Source organism: Pseudomonas pharyngis (assembly GCF_021602345.1).
In the GTDB taxonomy this organism is placed as follows: Bacteria; Pseudomonadota; Gammaproteobacteria; order Pseudomonadales; family Pseudomonadaceae; genus Aquipseudomonas; species Aquipseudomonas pharyngis.
In genome coordinates this window covers 37002-59284 of the sequence record NZ_BQID01000010.1, presented here as the reverse complement: position 1 = coordinate 59284, position 22283 = coordinate 37002, and the positions used below count along the sequence as shown (strand labels likewise).

Here is a 22283-nt window from a genome sequence, read left to right as displayed (position 1 = left end):
TTTGAGACTTTTCGAAAGGTGTAAGGTCTTCTGGGCGGCGGCGGGCGGAGTTCAGTGCCTTGTATTTGTTACGCTGGAAAACCATTTAAGCCAACGAGGTATTCCCAGCAACGCCCAGCCTTCTACAACTCTGAAATCAATGTAATCAGCAATCTGCTTCTCCAACGTTTGTAAGTCGGCGGCTATTCTTTCCCTAGCCGTCACACTCTTTGTGTGTAGTGCATTCAAGCCATCAACTGAATGCACGCCGCTGCTATCTTGTTTCCATTCTTCATAGGTTTTGACTACTGCACCATTGTCTTTAATTTTGGTAAGTGTCTCGTAGATACCGTCTCTGTTTGAGAAGAGGAATGAAGACTCTCTGTAGTGCTTGATGAATGTTTCAGCTTTTTGGTTAAGATTCAGAAGGTTGATAGGGTGGTTCCACATTGCTTGATAGTATTCGAGTGCGGCAACATAGATGTTAAATCTTTTGTTGTATAAGTCTAATCTAACCTTGGCGCTCGCAATCTTCATTTGCGAAAAGCCTACAAATAACGTCGCAATACCCAGTATGGTCGTTGCGACGCTCAGGTAAAAGGTGATGTCTTCCTTTGTCACCGTGGTTGCAACTTCCAGGCCCATAGTCTTTCCCGATTTATAATGCTGAACGCTGTTGGCAACCCTCATCATAAACAGCTCCAGCGCTCAATCATAGGGCTAATATTGTCAGCCATCATGCGGCAAACAGTGGGTTACTCACCCATTGACTGCCAGTCCGCTTGGATGAGCATCAACCGCAGGCAGAGCTTCAGACTGTCGGCGAGCAACGATCTGTTGAGTCGCATGGGATGCATGGAAAATAGCGTTCAGCGGGCCACATTTGTCATTTTCGAGCCTGTGCAACCCTCGTCACCTCTGTGAAGTGGCGTTTAGCTATGGCAGCATAGCCAATCTTGTGGCTCATCTACTCTTCAATAAATGCTAGGACGCAAATAATGTCAGACTCAAACAAAACTTTGGTCGAGAAGATTAAGGATAGTAGTGCACGTTGGAATCCTCTTCGCCAAGTAGATATTTTGGGCCGATTCGACTTCAATACCTGCATCGTAATGCTTGATTCTTTAGAAAGCCACGCTGTTAAAGGTATAGCTCTTTCTGATCTTAACTCTGTAGAAAAAATCGATCTCGCCACTTGTGAGCGGATGATGAAGGCTTTGGTTTTGGCCGTACATGAATATACTCACTTTGTGGACTCTACATCTACCGTCTGGGGGCTACGTCATCTAAGGATGATGCATAGAGCCTATGTTTGTGTTGGTAATGATGAGAGCAAGTTCCACGTTATGCGAGCTTATTACACGCATCTAAGACGGCTCAAACTTCCTGAATATTACACCACCGTCGCCGAGCAGTTTGACACCAAACGACCTTGGCGGTCACGTCTCACATCTGGTAGAGAGTTTCGCCCAGATGGTAAGCCGGGTGAGCGACCGATTTTGTTCGTCCGTTTTTTCAATGAGCGGTGGGAGCCGATAGTGAGGTCGCCGATCTCGACTATTTCCTTGCTTGAAACCGGAGCGATGGCGGCGGAAATGGATGCGGCAATGTCTCTGCTTCGTCGCATTGAGGATGAAGATCAACGAATAGTCGCAACTAGTCTTTATGAAAAAGAAACCTTTGAATATCTCTACAATCCGAAGCTAACTGAGTATTCAGTATGCGCTCATCTTGTGGCGAACCGTTTTAATCAAAGTGAAGCAACCTTAGCTTTTTGGGCGGCATCAATTGTTGCCAAAATAGCTCTCAATGCTAGCCTCGATGTGTTCAATATTGTCTTAAAGAATATCCGGGTGTTCTTCGATGAAGTAGGGTTGCGATATTCTGATGTTGAAGCTAAGGCTATTCGCCGAGCATTGGGTAACTATGATGTAGGCGCATTGTTTTATGTGATCTGCCTGATAATGGACAGGGATGCGCTAAAAACTCCTGTAAGCTTTGGTGCGTCAATGGTGATAGCAATGGCCAGGCTGGGTGTGCACTACGAGAAGGATTATGAGAGGACAGCGCTACAGGAAGCTCAAGGTATTTTTGCTGAGATTAAAGAAAGCTCCTTCGACACAATTGCTCGTGTTGCCTCCGCAGGATTTGAAAACCTGAATGCCATGATCGGTGGATTTGGCGTGTTGAAACTGGCCGAAATGCATCTGCCGCCAGCCTTGTTAGGAGATAGCAAGCAGCACGAATTTCACCCCGTCGATTCAAACATGCTGAAAGGCGTAGAACTTGAAGCCTCATATTACGAGATGTCTGAGGGGCAGGAACGTATGCAAAGTTTTGGAGATGCCTGTATTTGACGTGTGGAAAATTGACAAGTGCTAGGCTTGTCACATTCGGTCTATTATGTGTTTATTCATCGTCAATTTGAGGATTTCCAATGGCTAAGCCAAGTTATACAGCGGCAGATCAAGAGCGTTTAGCCCAAGCTTAGGTTGATAGCGGAATGCCAATCGCCGTTTGATGCCTTGGCGAACACACAGCCAGCAGCGTTTGGCTTGGCGTCTTCTTTGGAGGGTAGGTCTTTGTATTCGGCCCAACGCTGGGCATTGATATCGACAGGCTCAACACCGCTATTGCGGTAGCCCTTGGTGGGTTGGGTACATAACCAGACATGCAGCTTCCTTTCGTCCTTGGGGAATTCCAGCCTTTAGCTGGGCAGCATCGACGTTAGTGGGAAGCTCATGTAATGGCTGTAGGACAAATCCCAAAAGCCGTACTGAATACTCCCTATGTTCCATGTCAATTGCTGGAGGTGCGGAGGAGAAATGGTTGGATAGAGACTTTGAATGGTGGCTACGGGCCACTTCCAACGGCGTAGATCAAGAGCGGAACGCGCTATGTGCAGACCACGCCAATTTCGAAACTGATCTTCGTATGTGAATTGCTTGGTGTGCTGGAGTGGGATGACGTTCGAAGGTTTTTTTTCATCAATCCACTATGGGGATAGACTTGGTTTTCATACCGCGAACAGCGGCTGTAATTTCTCCGTGGTGGAAAGTCCATTGAGCCAGTTCCACATGAGGGTAATTCAGATGTAGTTCCTGAAGGATCGGCCCCCATTCATCTCCATCGGTACGCATGAAGTGAACTCGCTTCAGTACGGATGAAAGTATCTGACGGGCGCCTGATTTACCTGACAGAATCCTTATCTCCCGTTCATGTGCCCAATCTGTGTGTTTTACGGACGTGGCCCGTGCCGTTGAAAGTATTCCAACTCTACGGCGGGAGTTTTCTTCAAGTGAAAGCTCATAGAGTTCTTGAAAGCTAGCGTCAGGGTTCTTCTCTGCCAGATCGAGAAAAATGGTACGCCAGTCTTCCGCACGATTATGTTTGCGAGCTACACGACTGTACGTCACGTCCACTGGAATCAAAGCCTTCTCATCAAGGATCGACGCAGACCATTCAAGTTCAAAACATACCCCTTTGCCGTCTTCGGCGTAATAGGCCCACATAGCCTGATCGTTGGGGCGACGTGCAGCAGAGAAGATGCCTACGTTGTCGCAAGCATTTCTGAACCGCTCGTTTTCTTCTGAGTTTACCGCCACAAACTCAGGAGGGCATGGGTAACCGGGTGATAGACGGGGGCCACCCCGTTTCTCACTCACATAGGAGATCGTGTCTAGATAGATCTTGGTGAATGCTTCGGGCTCCGCATGATCGAACTTGGTTTCGAGGATATCGTTCAGTTCGCCCGGTTTGGCGAAGTAAAGCGTTCCTTCTTCGAGACATCTCAGGGCACTCGCGCCGCTACGATACTTAAAGCAAGTCAAGGGCGGCTTCGAATCGTCTTTTGCCATGAGCGCGTCTCTTCGCGTGAGTGTTGGGGTTGGATGAACTCATCTGAGCTTACGCCCCTGTACTGGACGTTCACCATGCCATCCTGCCACCATAAGGGCCCTCCGTCACTTTCAAGGAAAGAGCTGTGTCAGCGAAAAGGACTTTCGGTATCGTGCTTGCGGTCGGCCTGGCGTACATCGTTATCAAGGGTGTAGCCAATGACACGTCGCAACCCAAGACATCCGCATCCAAAGGGGTGGATGAAATGGCACAACGACAAAAAGAAGCAGAGCGGGTTGCCGCCTTGGAGTCTTTCACCGCAGCGGACATAGCTGAGGCTTACAGCCGCAACACCTACGCGGCAGACCAGACCTTCAAGGGAAAGCCGTTCAAAGTGACCGGCACTGTGGTCAGCATCAACACCAATTTCAGAGGCAAGCCATACATCACGATGAAAGGTGGCGTGAATCAGTTCATGGAGCCCCAGTTCGCTCTGGCGGAAAGCAACGAGAAGTTCGCCGTAACACTGAAACCGGGCGACAAGATTACCTTGGCTTGCACAGGTCGAGGTGATGTCGCCAAGACGCCAATGTCCAATGAATGCACATTCATCTGGTTCTAGGGAATGAACAGTTTCCGCAGCGCTCGGAGCGCGCCCCGCATACTCCCTTTTGCAGATTTTTCTCCGATTTTTCAGCATAATTTTGCAGATTTTTGCTGACTGGTCGGGGTTTTTTGTTGGGTTGCGCCATTAACGAAGCAGGAAAATCGTGGCTGTAGGACGCGTCTCTAAAGACGTGAGGATTGTTCGCTACAGCGATCCACGGAGTATCAGGAAGGCAACGCGGTGTTCTTTCTGCTCGCAGCCGCCGTCACCGCATAACCGATCAATGCCGCAAACACCGAGCCGGTGAGAATGCCCATTCGGTCCATCCCGGCGTATTCACTGGCGCCCGGCACGAAGGCGAGGGAGCCGACAAACAGGCTCATGGTGAAGCCGATCCCGCAGAGGATCGCCACGCCCAGCACCTGACCCCAGTTGGCGCCGTGGGGCAGGGCGGCGATGCCGATTTTTACGGCGAGCCAGGTCAGGCCGAACACGCCGAGAGTCTTGCCCAGCAGCAGGCCGACGGCGATGCCCATCGGGACGTGGTGGGTGAAGCTTTCGGCGGTCACGCCGGTCAGGGACAGGCCGGCGTTGGCGAAGGCGAACAGCGGCAGAATGCCGTAGGCGACCCACGGGTGCAGCGCGTGTTCGAGGGCCAATAGCGGCGAAGGCTCGGCATTCTTGGTGCGCAGCGGGATGCAGAACGCCAGGGTTACGCCGGCCAGCGTGGCGTGGACACCGCTCTTGAGCACGCAGACCCAGAGAATCAAACCAATGATCATGTACGGCCCGAGCTTGACCACCCCGAGCCGGTTCATCGCCACCAGCGCCGCGATGCACGCCGCCGCCAGGCCCAGCGACAGGGTCGACAACTCACCGGAGTAGAAGATCGCAATGATCACGATGGCACCGAGGTCATCGATGATCGCCAGGGTCATCAGGAACAGCTTCAGCGACACCGGCACGCGCTTGCCGAGCAAGGCCAGTACGCCGAGGGCGAAGGCGATGTCGGTGGCGGTCGGAATCGCCCAGCCATCGAGGGCGGCCGGGTTGTCGCGGTTGAGGAACCAGTAGATCAGTGCCGGCACCAGCATGCCGCCGATCGCCGCCGCACCGGGCAGGACGATCTGCGACGGCTTGGACAACTGACCGTCGAGGACTTCGCGCTTCACTTCCAGGCCGATCAGCAGGAAGAACAGCGCCATCAGGCCGTCGTTGATCCACAGCAGCAGAGGCTTGGCGATTTTCAATGCGCCGATCTGCGCCACCACCGGGGTGTCGAGCAGGCCGTTGTACAACCACGACAGCGGCGAGTTGTTGATGATCAGAGCCAGGATGGCCGCGGCGATCAATAACAGACCGCTGGCAGCTTCCAACTGAAAGAAACGCGTGAAAGTGCTACGCAGAGGCAAGGTCGCTCTCCATCGATAAAGTCAAAAGGTGGCACACCCTAACCCGTACCGTTAGTTGTTAAAACAAAAGTTATATTCTTTTTTGTTATATATGGTTACAGGCATCGGCCCCCACGTGCAGGAGAGCCTAGCAGTTGCCCAAGGGATTGAAGTTCAGCTGTATCTGTCGGTGCCGTAGGTTTTTTCCTAAGCTTGGGGGCTGAGCCTGTAAAGGCACTTCTGCCCGATTCAACGAGAACGACAGCCATGAGCGACAACCGACAGTGGGCCCGCGAAGCCATCCGGATTATCGAAGCGGACTTCCAGCGCAGCGCCGACACCCACCTGATCCCCTTGCCGCTGCCGGGGTTTCCGGGCATCGAGTTGTATTTCAAGGATGAATCCAGCCACCCGACCGGCAGCCTCAAGCACCGGCTGGCCCGTTCGCTGTTTCTCTACGCCTTGTGTAACGGCTGGCTCAAGCCCGGCGCACCGGTGATCGAGGCGTCCAGCGGTTCGACGGCGATTTCCGAAGCGTACTTCGCGCGGATGCTCGGCCTGCCGTTCATTGCGGTGATGCCGGCGACCACTTCCAAGGAAAAGATTGCGCAGATCGCCTTCTACGGTGGCCAGAGTCATCTGGTGGATGATCCGACCCAGATCTACGCCGAATCCGAACGCCTGGCCCGCGAACACGACGGGCACTTCATCGACCAGTTCACCTACGCCGAACGCGCCACTGACTGGCGGGCGAACAACAACATCGCCGAGTCGATCTTCCAGCAAATGCGCTACGAACAGCACCCATGCCCGGCCTGGCTGATTTCCAGCCCCGGCACTGGCGGTACCACCGCGACCCTCGGTCGTTACGTGCGTTATCGCCAGCACTGCACCCGCGTGCTGTGCGCTGATGCCGAGCGTTCGGTGTTTTTCGACTACTACCAGACTGGCGACGCCAGCCTGCGTCTGGACCACGGTTCGCGCATCGAAGGCATCGGCCGGCCACGGGTAGAAGCGTCGTTCCTGCCGAAGGTGATCGATGCGATGGTCAAGGTGCCGGATGCGTTGTCGCTGGCGGCCATGCATTACCTGGCGCAGCGTCTGGGCCGGCATGTGGGCGGGTCGAGCGGGACCAACCTGATCGGCGCGCTGATGGCGGCCCAGCAGATGAAAGCGGCGGGGGAGTCGGGCTCGATCGTGGCGATTCTGTGCGATGGCGGCGAGCGCTACGCGGACACCTATTACGATCAGGCGTGGCTCAAGGCGCAGGGCTATGAGCTGGAGGGATTGATGGCGGCCGTGGCGGCGAGTGCCGAGCAGGGTGAGGCGCTGCCGACCTCGGTTCTACGCGCCAATATTTGATACACCCGGAACCTGATGTGGGAGCGGGCTTGCTCCGGGCGGCGATCCGACGAATGCGGTCTTACATTCAACCATTATGTTGACTGATCCAACGCATTCGCGAGCAAGCCCGCTCCCACAATTTTCCGGTGTCAGGCCTCGAGACCGAGAATGTCACGCGCCACGGCTTCCGCGATGCGAATCCCGTCCACACCCGCCGACAGAATCCCGCCCGCATAACCCGCGCCTTCACCGGCCGGGAACAGTCCTTTGACGTTCATGCTCTGCAGCGCCTCGTTACGCGTGATGCGCAGCGGCGAAGAGGTGCGGGTCTCGATCCCGGTCAGCACCGCATCGTGCAGCGAATAACCGCGAATCTGCTTCTCGAACGCCGGCAGTGCTTCGCGGATCGCTTCGATGGCGAAGTCCGGCAGGGCCAAGGCCAGATCGCCCAGGGCCACGCCCGGTTTGTACGAGGGTTCGACTTCGCCCAGTTCGGTCGAAGGAATGTCGTTGATGAAGTCGCCGACCAGTTGCGCCGGCGCCTTGTAGTCGCTGCCGCCGAGGATGAAGGCGTGGGATTCCAGACGTTCCTGCAACTCGATCCCGGCCAGCGGGCCGCCCGGATAATCGACTTCCGGGGTGATGCCGACGACGATGCCGGAGTTGGCATTGCGCTCGTTACGCGAGTACTGGCTCATGCCGTTGGTGACCACGCGGTTCGGCTCGGAAGTCGCCGCCACCACGGTACCGCCCGGGCACATGCAGAAGCTGTAGACCGAACGGCCGTTCTTGGCGTGGTGCACCAGTTTGTAGTCGGCGGCGCCCAACTTGGGGTGGCCGGCGTATTTGCCCAGTCGCGCACGGTCGATCAACGATTGCGGGTGCTCGATGCGGAAACCCACCGAGAACGGCTTGGCTTCCATGAACACGCCACGGCTGTGGAGCATGCGGAAGGTGTCGCGGGCACTGTGGCCCAGCGCCAGGATCACGTGTCTGGAGTGCAGGGTTTCGCCGCTGGCCAGCTCGACGCCGACCAGTTGGCCGTCCTCGATCAGCACGTCGGTGACGCGTTCCTGGAAGCGTACTTCACCGCCGAGGGCGCGGATTTCTTCGCGCATGGTCTCGACCATGCCGGTCAGGCGGAACGTACCGATGTGCGGTTTGCTGACGTAGAGGATTTCTTCCGGCGCGCCGGCCTTGACGAATTCGTGCAGAACCTTGCGGCCGAGGAATTTCGGATCCTTGATCTGGCTGTACAGCTTGCCGTCGGAGAACGTGCCCGCGCCGCCTTCGCCAAACTGCACGTTGGACTCGGGGTTGAGCACGCTTTTGCGCCACAGGCCCCAGGTGTCCTTGGTGCGCTGGCGCACTTCGGTGCCGCGTTCGAGGATGATCGGCTTGAAGCCCATCTGCGCCAGCAGCAGGCCGGCGAAGATCCCGCACGGGCCGAAACCGACCACGATCGGGCGCTGGCTCAGGTCGCTTGGCGCCTGGCCGACGAATTTGTAGCTGACATCCGGCGCCACGTTGACGTTACGGTCGTCGGCGAACTTGCCCAACACTTTGGCCTCGTCGCGCACTTCGAGGTCGATGGTGTAGATGAAGCAAAGTTCGGAGGACTTTTTGCGCGCATCGTAGCTGCGCTTGAACAAGGTGAAATCGAGCAGGTCATCGCTGGCAATGCCCAGGCGTTGCACGATGGCAGCGCGCAGGTCTTCGTCGGGATGGTCGATCGGCAGCTTGAGTTCGGTGATTCGTAACATGACAGGATCCGGTTCGCGGGGCGCACAACTGCGCCAGGGCGTTTGAAGGCGGCGATTATAAGCCGCATCCGCCGGATCCCGTGAGGGTAAAACGATCAGTCGTTACGCGAACCGCCGAAATACCCGCAACCGCGCTGTACCTGGCCGTCGATACGCAACTCGGCGCTCATGTGCTGCACGCTGCCGGTGCTGCTGTCGACACAGCGCTGCGGCGCCACCCACAATTCGATGCGCTGGTTGTTGGCTTCGCTGCTGAGGTTGAAGCGGCCATCGCCCAGTTGTTCTTCGACGTAAGGCACGGCGAGCGGCGGCTGGCCTTCGCGGTCGATGACCAGGCCCTTGCCGCTGACCTTGACGTTCCATTCCGGGCCATGACCGGCGGCGCGCAGGATCAACTGTTTGAAGTTGGGATCGTCGCAGGCAGTGCCGGAGCGTTCGACGCGATAGAGCTGGGTCAGGTCGAGGCGGTCGCCGGCGATCTTCCCGCGCACGTCGGCGAACAGCTTGCCTTGCTCATCGGCCAGGGTGGCGGCCTCTTGCAGGACGCTGGTGCCGCCGATGTCATTGACTACGTATTGGCGCTGCTCGCCGCAGGCCTGGAACACCAGTTTGCCGTCGGCAGCGGTCAGTTGCCCCTGCATCCGCGTCTGGCCGACGTGGGAGGCGCTTTCCCGCGCGCCATCGAACAACTGGCACGCGGCAAACAACGGGAGCAGGGCAACAACGATCAGGGAACGGGCAACACGCATCTTCGGCTCTCCAGACAAGTGCCGCCACGTTACGCAGGCTGACCGTTCATCACAAGGGTTTAGCCCACGTGAAACGTCTGACCTGTCTGCAAGCCTTCGACACTTTTGGCGTAGGCCAATGCCACATCCGCCGCAGGAACCGGCTTGTAGCCACGGAAGTACGGGGCGTAGCTGCCCATGGCTTCGACCAGCACGGTCGGGCTGATCGAGTTCACGCGCAGACCGCGTGGCAGTTCGATGGCGGCGGCCCGCACGAAGCTGTCCAGCGCGCCGTTGACCAGTGCAGCCGACGCGCCGCTGCGGATTGGATCGTGGCTGAGCACGCCGGTGGTGAAAGTGAACGATGCGCCGTCGTTGGCGAATTCGCGGCCGATCAGCAGCAGATTGACCTGGCCCATCAACTTGTCTTTCAGGCCGAGGGCGAAGCTGTCTTCGGTCATTTCACCCAGTGGAGCGAAGGTCACGTTGCCGGCGGCGCAGACCAGCGCGTCGAACTTGCCGGTCTGTTCGAACAGCTTGCGAATCGATGCGCTGTCGCTGATATCCACCTGATAATCGCCGCTGCTGCGACCGATACGAATGACTTCATGACGCTGCGACAGCTCTTTGTCCACGGCCGAACCGATGGTGCCGCCCGCGCCGATCAACAGAATTTTCATCGTGATTGCCTCAAGTGATTGAACGAGGTTTCAGTCTAGAGTGGTTTTTTCTGCGGATAAGCGCACTAATGGGCAACCTTTGGTTTTCAATTGGAAACAATCCATGAGCGAGATGGATGATCTGGCGGCGTTCGCGGTGTTGATCGAGGCCGGCAGCTTTACCCTGGCGGCGCAGCAACTGGGGTGCAGCAAGGGACAGTTGTCCAAGCGCATCAGTCAGCTGGAGGCGCGGTTTTCCGTGGTGTTGCTGCAACGCACCACGCGTCGTCTAAGCCTGACGGCGGCCGGTGCGGCATTGTTGCCACAGGCTCAGGCGCTTGTCGTCCAGGTTGAAAGAGCGCGTCAGGCATTGGCGCGATTGAAGGACGACATGGCCGGCCCGGTGCGTATGACCGTTCCGGTGTCGCTGGGAGAAACCTTCTTCGATGGCCTGTTGCTGGATTTCTCGCAGAAATACCCCGAGGTGCAGATCGAACTGGAGCTGAACAACAGCTACCGCGACCTGTCCCGCGAAGGCTTCGATCTGGCGATCCGCACTGAAGTCGCCAATGATGAGCGACTGGTGGCCAAGCCGCTGCTGGCCTGGCAGGAAATGACCTGCGCCAGCCCTGACTATCTGGAGCGCTTTGGCGAACCGCTGACGCCGCAGGCGCTGGCCGAGCACCGTTGTCTGCTCAACAGTCATTACAGCGGTCGCGAGGAATGGCTCTATCACCAACAGCACGAACTGCTGCGGGTGCGGGTGTCGGGACCGTTCGCCAGCAATCACTACAACCTGTTGAAGAAAGCCGCACTGGCCGGCGCCGGGATCGCTCGCTTGCCGTCCTATCTGTTGCAGACGGAATTGGCTGACGGTCGATTGCGCTGGCTCCTGCGCGATTTTCAGACCCGCCGCATGCCGATGTATCTGGTGCATCCGTATCAGGGCGGGCTACCGAAACGCACTCAGGTACTGGCGGATTACCTGATCGGCTGGTTCAAACTCAGCGGCGAAGCGCTGGACCGGTTGTAGTGCCGGGCGATCAGGTGATCGATCGACACTTTTCCCGGCCCGGTGGCCATCAGGTACAGCAACACCGCCATCCAGGTGCCGTGGGTCGGGTAGGCATCCGGGTACACGAACAACTGAATGGTCAGGGTCATGCCCAGCAACGCCAGCGCAGAAAAGCGCGTGGCGAAGCCAATCAGGATCAGGACCGGGAAAAAGTGCTCGGCAAACGCGGCCAGATGCGCGGCGATTTCCGGCGAAAGCAGCGGCACATGGTATTCGCTCTTGAACAGTGGAATCGTCGAGTCGCCCAGACGCGGCCAGCCGAACTCGAAGGTGCCATCGATCAGGTCGACGGCCAGCCCTTCGACCTTGGTCTGCCCGGATTTCCAGAACACCGCTGCGATGGAAAAACGCGCGATGAAAGCGATCAGACTCTGGGGGATTTTTTCCAGCAGCGCGATGGCGCGGACAATGAGGCTGTTCATGACGACACCTTTGGATGGAAATGAGTGATGACTTGGCGACTGATCAGCAGGGCGAGGGTCTGGCTGAGGTCGAAGGCCTCGGCGGATTCCAGAGCCTGCGTGAGTGACAGGCCGGCCTTGAGCTGGCGAATGAACTGGCTGGCGCCGCGATCCACGGCGAACACCTCGACCTCCAGTTCATTACGCAGGATCAGCGCGTGTTGGGCGTGATGCAGATCGATCCCGCCCAGGGTCGCGTCGTGCTGATGCGCGGCCCAGATGTCCACCACGGCGAAGTTTGAATCGAGCAGATACAGCGAAGGGTGCAGGCCGATGCGCAGTTCATTCAGCGCATCGGCGTCTGCAAATACAGTGGCGATCCGCTCCTGACTCAGAGGCAACGCATCGGCCGCGTGATAGGCCAGCGTGCGCAGGCGTTCCAGCCTTGCGACGTCAGCCAGATAGGGAACGCTCGCGGCAGGTTCGAAGCCGCTGATGAAGTCCGCCAGCTCACCGCCGTAATAGCTCATCATCGGATTGTGGGGCGGATGGCTTTGCACAAAAACTCCGGCCATGGCCCGGAAGAATTCGTCCCCCACCAGCTGCATCACCACGGGATAACCGTCGGCCAGTGCGTTGATCAACGAGCTCTGAACATTGTTGCGGTACACCGCGAAACGGCTGGCCGGGTCGGCACCGTTGGCGCTGTACAAACCGTCGGGGCAGGGCAGAACGATATCGAGCAACGCTGCGCTGAATGCGGCTTGAGTGCTCATGGCCGACCTCCCGCGAACAGCAACAGCTCGTCGGCCTGCTGCGCTTCCGCCAACAGCACCTTGAAGGCCGGCACCTGATTGTCCCGTTCGATCAGCGTCGCCACCGGGCCGACACGTTCCAGCGCTTGCCGATACAACGACCAGACCGCTTGATCGATCGGTGCGCCGTGATCGTCGATCAGCAAGCGATCACCGAGGCTGTCGGCATCTTCGGCGAACCCCGCCAGATGAATTTCGCTCACTGCATGCAGCGGCAGGGCATCGAGGTAAGTCAGGGGATCGCGCTGATGGTTGATGCATGAGACGTAGACATTGTTCACGTCCAGCAACAGACCGCAGCCAGTGCGCTGGATGACTTCGCGGATGAAGTCCGCTTCGTCGATGGTCGAGCGCTCGAATGCCAGGTAGGTCGCCGGGTTTTCGAGCAGCATCGGACGTTTGAGGGTGCTTTGTACCTGGTCGATGTGGTCGCAGACGCGGTTCAGCGTCGGCATGTCGTAGGCCAGGGGCAACAAGTCATTGAGAAACACCGGTCCATGGCTCGACCAGGCCAGGTGTTCGGAAAAGGAGTGGGGTTGATAGCGCTCGATCAGCGCGGCCAGGCGTTTGAGGTGCTGGACATCCAGCGGGCCTTCGGCACCGATGGACAGCCCGACCCCATGCAGCGACAGCGGATACGCCTCGCGGATCAAACCCAGAAAGTGGTGAAACGGTCCGCCGGCCACCATGTAGTTTTCGGCGTGGACTTCGAAGAAGCCGATGTCAGGACTTGAGTCGAGCACTTCGCTGAAGTGCTCGCTCTTGAGCCCCAGCCCGGCACGGGGCGGGAGCCCGGTGAGGGCTGCCCGAGTGCGGCGCAAGGCATGGTCGCAGGATGTGATCATGATCGACACTCGGGCGGCTCCCGGATCAGGACTTGGCTTTGAACGCTTCGAGCTGACCGAAACCGGTCGGCGAGGTTTTGCTTTCAGTGGTGGTGCAGGTGCCTTTCGGGACCAGTTTCCAGGCGTTGGCCTGATGATCCATTTTCGCGGTGCCGGCACAGGTGGTGCCCGCGCCTGCGGCGCAATCGTTCTTGCCTTTCATGGCCACGCCGAAGCATTTTTCCATGTTGTCGTCAGCGGCGTGGGCGGTGGAGACGGCAGCGATGCTCAGGGCGGAACCGAGGGCCAGAACCAGGGCGGTGGCGGACAGGGTGCGGGTGGTAGCAGTCATGATGTTTCTCCGGTTTGAACTTGGGTTTGAACAAGCGATTGCGCTTGCTTGCCCCACTAGAGAAACGACTCGGCGATGCGTTACAGCGATCAGTAAAAGTTTTTTTGCCGGGCACAAAAAAAACGGCCCGAAGGCCGTTTTTTTTGAAGCGATCGATCAACCGCCGAGGTACGCCTCGCGCACTTTCGGGTCGGTCAGCAGCGCTTCGCCGGTGCCTTGCATCACCACCCGGCCGTTCTCCAGAACGTAGGCACGGTCAGCGATTTTCAGCGCCTGGTTGGCGTTTTGCTCGACCAGGAACACCGTCACACCGTCCTTGCGCAGCTGTTCGATGATGTCGAAGATCTGCTGGATGATGATCGGTGCCAGGCCCAGCGACGGCTCGTCGAGCAGCAGCAGTTTCGGCTTGCTCATCAGCGCACGGCCGATGGCGAGCATTTGCTGTTCGCCGCCGGACATGGTGCCGCCGCGCTGGTTGAAGCGTTCTTTCAGGCGTGGGAAAAGTCCGAGAACCTTGTCCATCTGTTCCTGATAGTCGCCCTTGTCGGTGAAGAATCCGCCCATGGACAGGTTTTCTTCGACGGTCAGACGGGCAAACACCCGACGACCTTCCGGCACTACGGCGATGCTCTTGCGCATGATCTGCGACGAATCCTGGCCGACCAGTTCCTCACCCATGTAACGGATGCTGCCGCTGTGGGCCTGCGGCGAACCGCACAGCGTCATCAGCAGCGTGGACTTGCCGGCACCGTTGGCGCCGATCAGGGTCACGATCTCGCCCTGGCGGACTTCGACGTTGACGCTGTGCAGCGCCTGGATCTTGCCGTAGAAGGTGGAAACGTTTTCGAACTGCAGCATTTACGCTTCCCCCAGGTAGGCTTTGATCACTTCAGGATTGTCGCGGATCTGCTCCGGCGTGCCGTCGGCCAGGGGCGTGCCCTGGTTGATCACGACGATGTGATCGGAAATGCTCATGACCAGTTTCATGTCGTGTTCGATCAGCAGCACGGTCACGTTGTGCTCTTCACGCAGCACGCTGATCAGCGCCTTGAGGTCTTCGGTTTCCTTCGGGTTCAGACCGGCGGCCGGTTCGTCGAGCATGAGGATCCGCGGACGGGTCATCATGCAGCGGGCGATTTCCAGGCGACGCTGTTGACCGTAAGCCAGGGTGCCGGCAGGGCGGTTGGCGAACTCTTTGAGGTTGACCTTTTCCAGCCAGTACTCGGCGAACTCCATGGCCTCGCGCTCGCTCTTGCGAAACGCCGGGGTCTTGAACAGGCCGGACAGGAAGTTGGTGTTCAGGTGACGGTGCTGGGCGATCAACAGGTTCTCGACCGCCGTCATGTCCTTGAACAGGCGCACGTTCTGGAAGGTGCGCACCACGCCTTTGAGGGCGATCTTGTGGCCCGGCAGGCCGTGGATCGGCTCGCCGTCCAGCAGGATGCTGCCGCCCGATGGCTGGTAGAAACCGGTCAGGCAGTTGAACACGGTGGTCTTGCCCGCGCCGTTCGGCCCGATCAGTGCAACCACCTGTTTCTCTTTGACGGTCAGGGCCACGCCGTTGACCGCCAGCAGGCCGCCGAAGCGCATGCTCAGATTTTCGACTTTCAGGATCTCGCGGCTCATTTGCGCAGCTCCATGTGAGGACGTTGCATGGGCAGCAGACCTTGAGGTCGCCAGATCATCATCAGCACCATCAGGGCGCCGAACATCAACATGCGGTACTCACTGAACTCACGCATCATTTCCGGCAGCAGGATCATCACCACGGCCGCGAGAATCACGCCCAACTGCGAGCCCATGCCACCCAGCACCACGATGGCGAGGATGATGGCGGACTCGATGAAGGTGAACGATTCCGGCGTCACCAGACCCTGACGGGCGGCGAAGAAGCTGCCGGCGAAACCGGCGAAGCTCGCGCCCAGGGTGAACGCCGACAGCTTGATCACGGTCGGGTTGAGACCCAGCGCACGGCAGGCGATTTCATCTTCACGCAGCGCTTCCCACGCACGGCCGATCGGCATGCGCAGCAGGCGGTTGATGATGAACAGCGCCGCCAGCGCCAGCAGCAGGGCGACCAGGTAGAGGAAGATCACCTTGTTGATCGAGTTGTATTGCAGGCCGAAATACTCGTGGAAGGTTTGCAGGCCTTCCGCAGCCTTGCGTTCGAAGGTCAGGCCGAAGAACGTCGGTTTCTCGATGTTGCTGATGCCGTTCGGGCCGCCGGTGATGTCGGTCAGGTTACGCAGGAACAGGCGGATGATTTCCCCGAAGCCGAGGGTCACGATCGCCAGGTAGTCGCCGCGCAGACGCAACACCGGGAAGCCGAGCAGGAAGCCGAACGTCGCCGCCATCAGGCCGGCAATCGGCAGGCAGATCCAGAAGCTCAGGCCGTAGTAGTGCGACAGCAGCGCGTAGCTGTAGGCGCCGACGGCGTAGAAACCGACGTAACCCAGGTCGAGCAGACCGGCCAGACCGACCACGATGTTCAGGCCCAGGCCGAGCATCACGTAGATCAGGATCAGCGTCGCGATGTCCACCGCGCCACGGGAGCCGAAGAACGGCCACACCAGCGCACCGATGATCAGCGCGATGATGAAGTAGCGCTGGGTGGAAGGCAGGGTCAGGAAGTTGCTGGCCTTGGCCGGGATCAGCGGCATGCCCGGCGACGAACGCCACGCCTTGCTGATCTGCTGGTTGAACAGCACTCGCAGGAACATCAGCACCGAGCAGATGGCGATGGTCGCCAGAATGGCCGGGCTGGTGTTGTGCACTTCCAGGTTGATGCCGACGATGGTCAGTTTCAGACCCAGTACCGGATAGGCCACGGCCCAGACCAGCAAGGCGCTGAACAGCGCCTGTTTAAGATTCCTAGTCATACTTTCTCAACCTCCGGACGGCCCAGAATGCCGGTCGGACGGAACAACAGCACCAGAACCAACAAGCCGAAAGCCACGACGTCCTTGTACTGGTCGCCGAAGATATCGGCGCCAAAGGCTTCCGCCACCCCGAGCACCAGCCCGCCGAGCATGGCGCCGGGGATGCTGCCGATCCCGCCCAGTACCGCGGCGGTGAAGGCCTTGAGGCCGACGAGGAAACCGGCGTTCGGGTTGATCACGCCGTATTGCATGCTCAGCAGCACGGCCGCGACGGCCGCCAGCGCAGCACCGATGACGAAGGTCAGGGCGATGATGTTGTTGGTGTTGATGCCCAGCAGGTTGGCCATCTTGATGTCTTCGGCACAGGCGCGGCACGCGCGGCCCAGGCGAGAGCGGGAGATGAACAGCGTGAGGCCGAGCATGGCGATCAGCGTCACCACGAACACCACGATTTGCATGTAGGAAATCAGCACTTCATGTGCGCCACCCGGGCCGAAGGCGAAGTTGCCCGGAATCAGGTTGGGGATTGCTTTGTCCTTGGAGTCTTGCGCCAGCAGAACCGTGTTCTGCAGGAAGATCGACATACCGATCGCGGAAATCAGCGGGATCAGACGGTTGCTGCCGCGCAACGGGCGGTAGGCAATGCGTTCGATGCTGTAACCGTAGGAACTGGTGACGACGATGCTGGCGATGAACGCCACGGTCATCAGCAGCGGGACGCTTTCGAGTCCCATCATGGTCAGCCCGGCGATGGCGATGAACGCCACGTAGGAACCGATCATGTACACCTCGCCGTGGGCGAAGTTGATCATTCCAATGATGCCGTAGACCATCGTGTAGCCGATGGCGATCAGGGCATACATGCTGCCAACGTTCAAGCCGTTAACCAGCTGTTGGAAGAAGTGATAGATGTCAGGCATTACAGCGCTCCTAAAAACCTGATACGCATTTCACTGGTGGAGTCATTTTCCCGCCCGGTCCCGTGGATCTATATCCACTTCGAATCCGGGTTTTGCCAGCGAACCGCTGATGACGGTTTTGAGATTTTCAGGTGGGGAGACTGGCGGATCACGCCAGCGCGGCCCAATACATTCGTAAAACAAAGCCCACGGCACGCCGTGGGCTTTATTGGCAGTCAGTCAGGCAGCGCCTTACTGAGGCGACACTTCGGTTTTAGGTTTGCCGTTGTGCCACTCGTAAACCACGAATTTGAAGTCCTTCAGGTCGCCCTTGTCGTCGAAGCTCAGGTCGCCGGTAGGTGTCTTGAACGTGCCTTTGTGGATGGCTTCAGCCACTTTGGCAGCATCTTCGGACTTGGCAGCCTTGATACCTTCGGCAATCACTTCAACGGCCGAGTAGGACGGGAACACGAACGGACCGCTCGGGTCTTCTTTCTTGGCCTTGAATGCATCGGCCAGGGCCACGTTGGCCGGATCCTGGTCGAAGGACTTCGGCAGGGTCACCAGCAGGCCTTCGGACGCGTCCTTGGCGATCTGGGTGATCGAGTCGTTACCCACGCCTTCCGGACCCATGAACTTGGCCTTCAGGCCTTTTTCCTGGGCTTGACGCAGGATCAGACCCAGCTCCGGGTGGTAGCCGCCGTAGTAGACGAAGTCGACGTTGGCTTGCTTGAGCTTGGCGATGATCGCGGAGAAGTCCTTGTCGCCGGCGTTGACGCCTTCGAACACGGCAACCTTGGTGCCTTTCTTCTCGAGGGTGGATTTGACGGCGGTGGCGATGCCTTCACCGTACTGCTGCTTGTCGTGCAGCACGCCGACGATTTTCGGCTTCACGTGATCGGCGATGTAGTTACCGGCGGCAGGGCCTTGGGCGCTGTCCAGACCGATGGTGCGGAACACCATTTTGTAACCACGGTTGGTGATGTCCGGGCTGGTGGCAGCCGGGGTGATCATGATCACGCCTTCATCTTCGTAGATGTCCGAAGCAGGCTGGGTGGAGCTGGAGCACAGGTGACCGACCACGAACTTGACGCCGTCGTTGACGACCTTGTTCGCAACCGCTACCGCTTGTTTGGGATCGCAGGCGTCATCGTATTCAACGGCTTCGAGCTTCTTGCCGTCGACGCCGCCCTTGGCGTTGATCTGTTCGATGGCCATTTTCGCGCCACTGAACTGCATGTCGCCGTACTGGGCTACTGGACCGGTTTTAGGGCCGGCGATACCGATCTTGATGGTGTCAGCTGCGAACGAATGGCTGGCAACCCCGGCCAGAACCATAGCGGCAAACAGTTTGGAAATCTGCTTAGTAGCCTTAGTCATAGTGCTCCACTCTTACTGTTGTATTTTTTTAGAGTCCTGACGCCGTAGCAGCAGAACCGGGACAGATATCTGGGCGATACCCTCCGGAAAAGCCCCCGGCAACTGTACCGGTACAGTGTAGAGCGCCGGTTGTTGGCCTGGGAAGCTGGCGCCAGGGGGCAAAACCTGAGGGTGTCGCTTTAATGAAAGAAAAAGACAGAATTGCGGCGGGACGTTCAGAGGGCTTATGCCCCAATCATCAGCATTCCTTGGCGTTCCTGCTCTTTTCGTTCGGTACGGCCTTTTGCAACCGGGTTTTTCTGCCGGACCACCGACGTTATCATTCGCGCCGATTTCTTTTCCGGACAGTCCCATGAATCAAGAACCTAGCACCCTCTATGCCAAGCTGCTTGGTGAAACCGCATCTATTACCTGGAAAGAGTTGGAGCGCTTCTATGCCCAGGGTGCCCTATTGTGGGTCGACGCCGGCCTGGATTTGATCGCGGTCGCCGAGGCCGTGGCGTCGGATCAGGGCGAGAAAGTCGCTGCCTGGCTGGCCGAAGACAAGGTCGCCAAGCTGTCTGAAACGCGGGCGCTGGATATCTTCGAGCGTGATCCCGAGATGTGGGCGGTGGTAGTCCGGCCGTGGATCCTGATCCAGGAAAGGGCAGCGACCTGACGGGTTGCACCTTGTTGGTGCGGGCACTGACCGGCAAAAAGTGTGTAGCGGAGTAGCGTGATGGCACGTTGCCGTAGAGAAATGCCACAAGCGTGGGTGGCATAACGGTGACGTAAACGTAACGGGCACAGTTTATTGAGCAGCCTGACGGCTGCTTAATTGTTTCGGGATATTGGAAAGGCTGAAATCTTCAGTGAATTAGCGGGCCTCTTCGCGAGCAAGCCCGCTCCCACGGGGAAATGCATTCCAAATGTGGGAGCGGCGGTGCGACGATTCGACTTGCTCGCGAATGGGGCGACTCGGGTCTGGATCAGACCGTGTAAGTCTTGCCCGTATGGTTATTGAGGGAAATAACCTTGGTCTTGCCGATCCGGTGACGGTAGATCTCGCGCAGGTACTTGATCGACTTCTTCACGCAATCGCGCGACAGGCGAATGTCATTGATCGAGACGAACTTCTCTTTGTCGTTGATCAACTCGCGGTACTTCTTCTCGTACATCGGCTTGATCGCGTACCAGTTGGTATCGAGGATCTTCGCCGGGTTCTCGAATTCGTTGAGCAGGTCGTCGATGCGGTCCTCGTCGAACTCTTCCTGAATGATGAAATCGAGGATCGAGTTGTCCAGGGTCTCGTCGAAACGGTACGGCGTCTTGGCAAAGCAACGCTTGATGAATGCCACGATCAGCGTCAGGAAGTCGTCCGACAGGCACGGGCTCTTGGCGATCAGGGTGGTCAGCGACAGGTTGGCCGAGGCGCCGATCACCAGCGCGTAGCGCTTGAGCGTGGTGTTGGGGAACAGGCTGTTGAGGTGGGTCTTCAACCGGTTCAGGTCCATGTACGACAGCTTGTAGTCTTTCGGCAGCGAAACGATCGAGACCACCGACGAGCAGTTCTTGAAGAAGTGCAGGTCGTGCAGCGCAGCCGCGTCGTAGCCGGAGTTCTTGTATTGCTCAAGCGAGGCGCGATAACGCTTGGACTCGATCGGCAGCAGGCTGATGCCTTCGATGGCCTGGGTCACTTTATTGAAGTGCGGCAGGTCGATCGAGCGGAAAAACAGGTCGTCGATGTTCAGGCGCTGCGGCTCTTTGTCGAACACCTTGAACTTGTCGCTGCTCGGAGGCGGGGTTTCCGGCACCACGGATTCGGCGTAGGCAATCGCCACCGGGCCGGCCAGACTCATGAACAGGTCGTTGGCGTCCAGGCGAATGGTCTCGCCGATGTCGATGCCGGCGCGACGGAAATAGTTCTGGTCGTAGTCGGTCGTGACCGCCTGGGCCGTCAGAATGTTGAAGATCTGCTGCGAGATGTATTGGTTGGCGTGCTTCTCCATCGCATTGACATCAATGTTCTGGATGTTGCCGTCATCGCTCTCTTCGGCGTAACGCATGATGTCGTTGGAAATCAGCATCATCGCGTTCCATGGGCGGATACGGCCCATGACGCTGGCTTCGCTGCTGTCTTCGTTGGCGAAGTTGTACGAGAAATCCCATTCTTCCGAGAGGTATTTGCACAGCAGACGACCGGCGTTGATGTGCAGCGCCTCGGACATTTCGCTGCGGTGGTCGGAAATGTTCGGCAGCACGCAGATGCCGCTGGTGAAGATCGGTTCGAACACGAAGGAATGACCGCTCTTGCCGTCATGCTCATCCATCGGCTTGGTGTCGAACGTCTTGTTCATGTACGAGTGCTGCTGGGCCAGGCCGAATTCCGAGGCCATGCCCGAACCGGTACCACCGCCGGCACTGAAGATCGAGAAATACAGGCGCGACTGGTTGGCCTTGATGCCGCAGCTGTCGATCAGGTACGAGTGGATCATTTTCCAGTCAGGGCTGGAGAAACGCTGGGTGTCCTTGTTGAGGATGATCTTCGCCAGGTACTGGCCGAGGATCGGCGCGTTACCGGCGCCACCGGCGTGGACTTCGGACAAGTCCATGATCTTCATCTTGCTGTAGTCGCGCAGGAAACCGCTTTTTTCGCCCTTGCGCGAGAAACGGATACGCCCGGCAATGTCCTTGTCGAGGTCGCCGAGCATCACCAGCGGTTCCACCAGGAACACCGGTTTGGTCGACTTGCTCGGGCCGATCCGCAGATTCTGCTTGATCCACTGGGCCGGGCTGTAGCCTTTGTCGGAGGCCAGGCGACGGTCAGCCGCGCGATCTTCGCTGTTGAATTCGTTGAGGTAGAACTTGCGCGCGTTGTACACAAGCTCCGCCACGTCGAGGGCGATGTTGGAGCCGCAGCGACCGAGGCCGATCAGGCACACCGACGGGAATTCCTGATCGTTGTGCTGTTCGTTGTCGCCTTCCAGGTGCGGCGGGCGCGGGAACACCAGGTCACGCAGGCCATCGAGGTTGTCGAGGATGCGGTCGGTATTGGTTTCGGTGAAGTACAGGTATTGCTGGGTGCCCAGCGGGCGCGAGGGGGGCAATGGCTTCATCGGGGCAGGGCTGTTCGCCGCCGGGCTCAGAGTCAGATCGGATACCGCAGTGGCCGGATTGTTTTTAGAAGTCATTGAGCGCCATCTACCTGGACTGGTTGGTTCAACGACCGCTGTCGTCGAACCTCACGGAATGGGAATCTCGCGTCTTTTTCTTGCGCGTGTTTGGCCCGTGCGTCAGGGGGTATGACCTGAGTGCCGCGCGGGGGAATCCTTTCCTGATTGATGATGGATCGGCCATTATTCGGCGATCTT

Annotated in this window: 21 protein-coding genes and 1 pseudogene; 5 read left to right on the top strand and 17 right to left on the bottom strand. The window is 58.1% G+C overall.

The genetic code is table 11. The features are described from left to right. Positions 1 to 51: 51 nt before the first annotated feature. The gene (locus L6D74_RS20575) at positions 52 to 669 is read right to left on the bottom strand and encodes a hypothetical protein (RefSeq protein ID WP_236190191.1); all 618 of its coding nucleotides are present in this window, start codon (positions 667 to 669) and stop codon (positions 52 to 54) included. 308 nt (positions 670 to 977) lie between these two features. Here L6D74_RS20575 and L6D74_RS20570 point away from each other — a divergent pair, with 308 nt between their 5' ends. Beyond that, positions 978 to 2336 carry a hypothetical protein gene (locus tag L6D74_RS20570; RefSeq protein WP_236190189.1) on the top strand — a complete coding sequence of 453 codons (1359 nt, stop codon included), beginning with the start codon at positions 978 to 980 and terminating at the stop codon, positions 2334 to 2336. A gap of 158 nt (positions 2337 to 2494) precedes the next feature. Here L6D74_RS20570 and L6D74_RS20565 read toward each other — a convergent pair. Together L6D74_RS20565 and L6D74_RS20560 are read right to left on the bottom strand one after the other, a co-directional pair. Continuing rightward, positions 2495 to 2652: pseudogene (locus L6D74_RS20565) on the bottom strand (S-type pyocin domain-containing protein); the annotation flags it as partial. Between the two features lie 314 nt (positions 2653 to 2966). Beyond that, positions 2967 to 3836, bottom strand: a complete 870-nt coding sequence (locus L6D74_RS20560) for a DUF2971 domain-containing protein (RefSeq protein WP_236190188.1) — start codon at positions 3834 to 3836, stop codon at positions 2967 to 2969. Between the two features lie 152 nt (positions 3837 to 3988). Here L6D74_RS20560 and L6D74_RS20555 point away from each other — a divergent pair, with 152 nt between their 5' ends. Next, complete coding sequence (locus L6D74_RS20555; protein WP_236190187.1) at positions 3989 to 4438, top strand: OB-fold protein; 450 nt, start codon at positions 3989 to 3991, stop codon at positions 4436 to 4438. A gap of 209 nt (positions 4439 to 4647) precedes the next feature. On the opposite strand, the gene nhaA is transcribed toward L6D74_RS20555, so the two are convergent. Next, on the bottom strand, positions 4648 to 5835 hold the full coding sequence (gene nhaA / locus L6D74_RS20550) for a Na+/H+ antiporter NhaA (RefSeq protein ID WP_085647845.1): 1188 nt from the start codon (positions 5833 to 5835) through the stop codon (positions 4648 to 4650). Between the two features lie 246 nt (positions 5836 to 6081). On the opposite strand from nhaA, the gene L6D74_RS20545 reads away from it, so the two are divergent. Beyond that, a complete protein-coding gene (locus L6D74_RS20545; RefSeq protein ID WP_236190186.1) occupies positions 6082 to 7176 on the top strand; it encodes a PLP-dependent cysteine synthase family protein in 1095 nt (364 codons plus the stop codon). A gap of 131 nt (positions 7177 to 7307) precedes the next feature. Here the strand turns inward: L6D74_RS20545 and L6D74_RS20540 are convergent, their stop codons facing one another. From L6D74_RS20540 to L6D74_RS20530, 3 genes are all read right to left on the bottom strand, one after another. Next, complete coding sequence (locus L6D74_RS20540; RefSeq protein WP_236190185.1) at positions 7308 to 8921, bottom strand: NAD(P)/FAD-dependent oxidoreductase; 1614 nt, start codon at positions 8919 to 8921, stop codon at positions 7308 to 7310. Positions 8922 to 9016: 95 nt separating this feature from the next. Continuing rightward, positions 9017 to 9670 (bottom strand): COG3650 family protein, encoded by a 654-nt coding sequence (locus L6D74_RS20535; RefSeq protein WP_064593947.1) that lies wholly within the window; start codon positions 9668 to 9670, stop codon positions 9017 to 9019. Between the two features lie 59 nt (positions 9671 to 9729). Then, a complete protein-coding gene (locus L6D74_RS20530) occupies positions 9730 to 10329 on the bottom strand; it encodes a short chain dehydrogenase (protein ID WP_236190184.1) in 600 nt (199 codons plus the stop codon). 103 nt (positions 10330 to 10432) lie between these two features. Between L6D74_RS20530 and L6D74_RS20525 the strand changes: the two genes are divergently transcribed. After that, positions 10433 to 11341, top strand: a complete 909-nt coding sequence (locus tag L6D74_RS20525; RefSeq protein ID WP_221398861.1) for a LysR family transcriptional regulator — start codon at positions 10433 to 10435, stop codon at positions 11339 to 11341. Here L6D74_RS20525 and L6D74_RS20520 read toward each other — a convergent pair. From L6D74_RS20520 to L6D74_RS20480, 9 genes are all read right to left on the bottom strand, one after another. Continuing rightward, entirely contained in the window at positions 11290 to 11805 is a 516-nt protein-coding gene (locus L6D74_RS20520) for a DoxX family protein (RefSeq protein WP_236190183.1), read from the bottom strand. The genes L6D74_RS20525 and L6D74_RS20520 overlap by 52 nt on opposite strands. Next, a complete protein-coding gene (locus tag L6D74_RS20515; protein WP_236190182.1) occupies positions 11802 to 12560 on the bottom strand; it encodes an HvfC/BufC N-terminal domain-containing protein in 759 nt (252 codons plus the stop codon). The genes L6D74_RS20520 and L6D74_RS20515 overlap by 4 nt, the downstream gene beginning before the upstream one ends. Further along, entirely contained in the window at positions 12557 to 13444 is an 888-nt protein-coding gene (gene bufB, locus L6D74_RS20510; protein WP_236190181.1) for an MNIO family bufferin maturase, read from the bottom strand. Before bufB ends, L6D74_RS20515 begins: the two co-directional genes overlap by 4 nt. Positions 13445 to 13469: 25 nt before the next feature. Continuing rightward, positions 13470 to 13775, bottom strand: coding sequence for a BufA1 family periplasmic bufferin-type metallophore (locus tag L6D74_RS20505; RefSeq protein WP_011332799.1), 306 nt, complete (start codon positions 13773 to 13775; stop codon positions 13470 to 13472). 156 nt (positions 13776 to 13931) lie between these two features. Continuing rightward, positions 13932 to 14633: an ABC transporter ATP-binding protein gene (locus tag L6D74_RS20500; RefSeq protein WP_003222380.1), complete on the bottom strand. Its 702-nt coding sequence runs from the start codon at positions 14631 to 14633 to the stop codon at positions 13932 to 13934. Beyond that, positions 14634 to 15401 carry a high-affinity branched-chain amino acid ABC transporter ATP-binding protein LivG gene (gene livG, locus L6D74_RS20495; RefSeq protein WP_007959160.1) on the bottom strand — a complete coding sequence of 256 codons (768 nt, stop codon included), beginning with the start codon at positions 15399 to 15401 and terminating at the stop codon, positions 14634 to 14636. It lies immediately after the preceding gene. Then, positions 15398 to 16654 (bottom strand): high-affinity branched-chain amino acid ABC transporter permease LivM, encoded by a 1257-nt coding sequence (locus L6D74_RS20490; RefSeq protein ID WP_039771392.1) that lies wholly within the window; start codon positions 16652 to 16654, stop codon positions 15398 to 15400. The genes livG and L6D74_RS20490 overlap by 4 nt, the downstream gene beginning before the upstream one ends. After that, positions 16651 to 17574, bottom strand: a complete 924-nt coding sequence (gene livH, locus L6D74_RS20485) for a high-affinity branched-chain amino acid ABC transporter permease LivH (protein ID WP_007959165.1) — start codon at positions 17572 to 17574, stop codon at positions 16651 to 16653. Before livH ends, L6D74_RS20490 begins: the two co-directional genes overlap by 4 nt. Before the next feature lie 231 nt (positions 17575 to 17805). Then, the gene (locus L6D74_RS20480; RefSeq protein WP_039771394.1) at positions 17806 to 18933 is read right to left on the bottom strand and encodes a branched-chain amino acid ABC transporter substrate-binding protein; all 1128 of its coding nucleotides are present in this window, start codon (positions 18931 to 18933) and stop codon (positions 17806 to 17808) included. A 352-nt stretch (positions 18934 to 19285) separates the two neighbouring features. Between L6D74_RS20480 and L6D74_RS20475 the strand changes: the two genes are divergently transcribed. Beyond that, entirely contained in the window at positions 19286 to 19591 is a 306-nt protein-coding gene (locus L6D74_RS20475) for a DUF2288 domain-containing protein (RefSeq protein WP_039771396.1), read from the top strand. A gap of 310 nt (positions 19592 to 19901) precedes the next feature. On the opposite strand, the gene L6D74_RS20470 is transcribed toward L6D74_RS20475, so the two are convergent. Continuing rightward, positions 19902 to 22103 carry a hypothetical protein gene (locus L6D74_RS20470; protein WP_236190179.1) on the bottom strand — a complete coding sequence of 734 codons (2202 nt, stop codon included), beginning with the start codon at positions 22101 to 22103 and terminating at the stop codon, positions 19902 to 19904. Between the last annotated feature and the right edge of the window lie 180 nt (positions 22104 to 22283).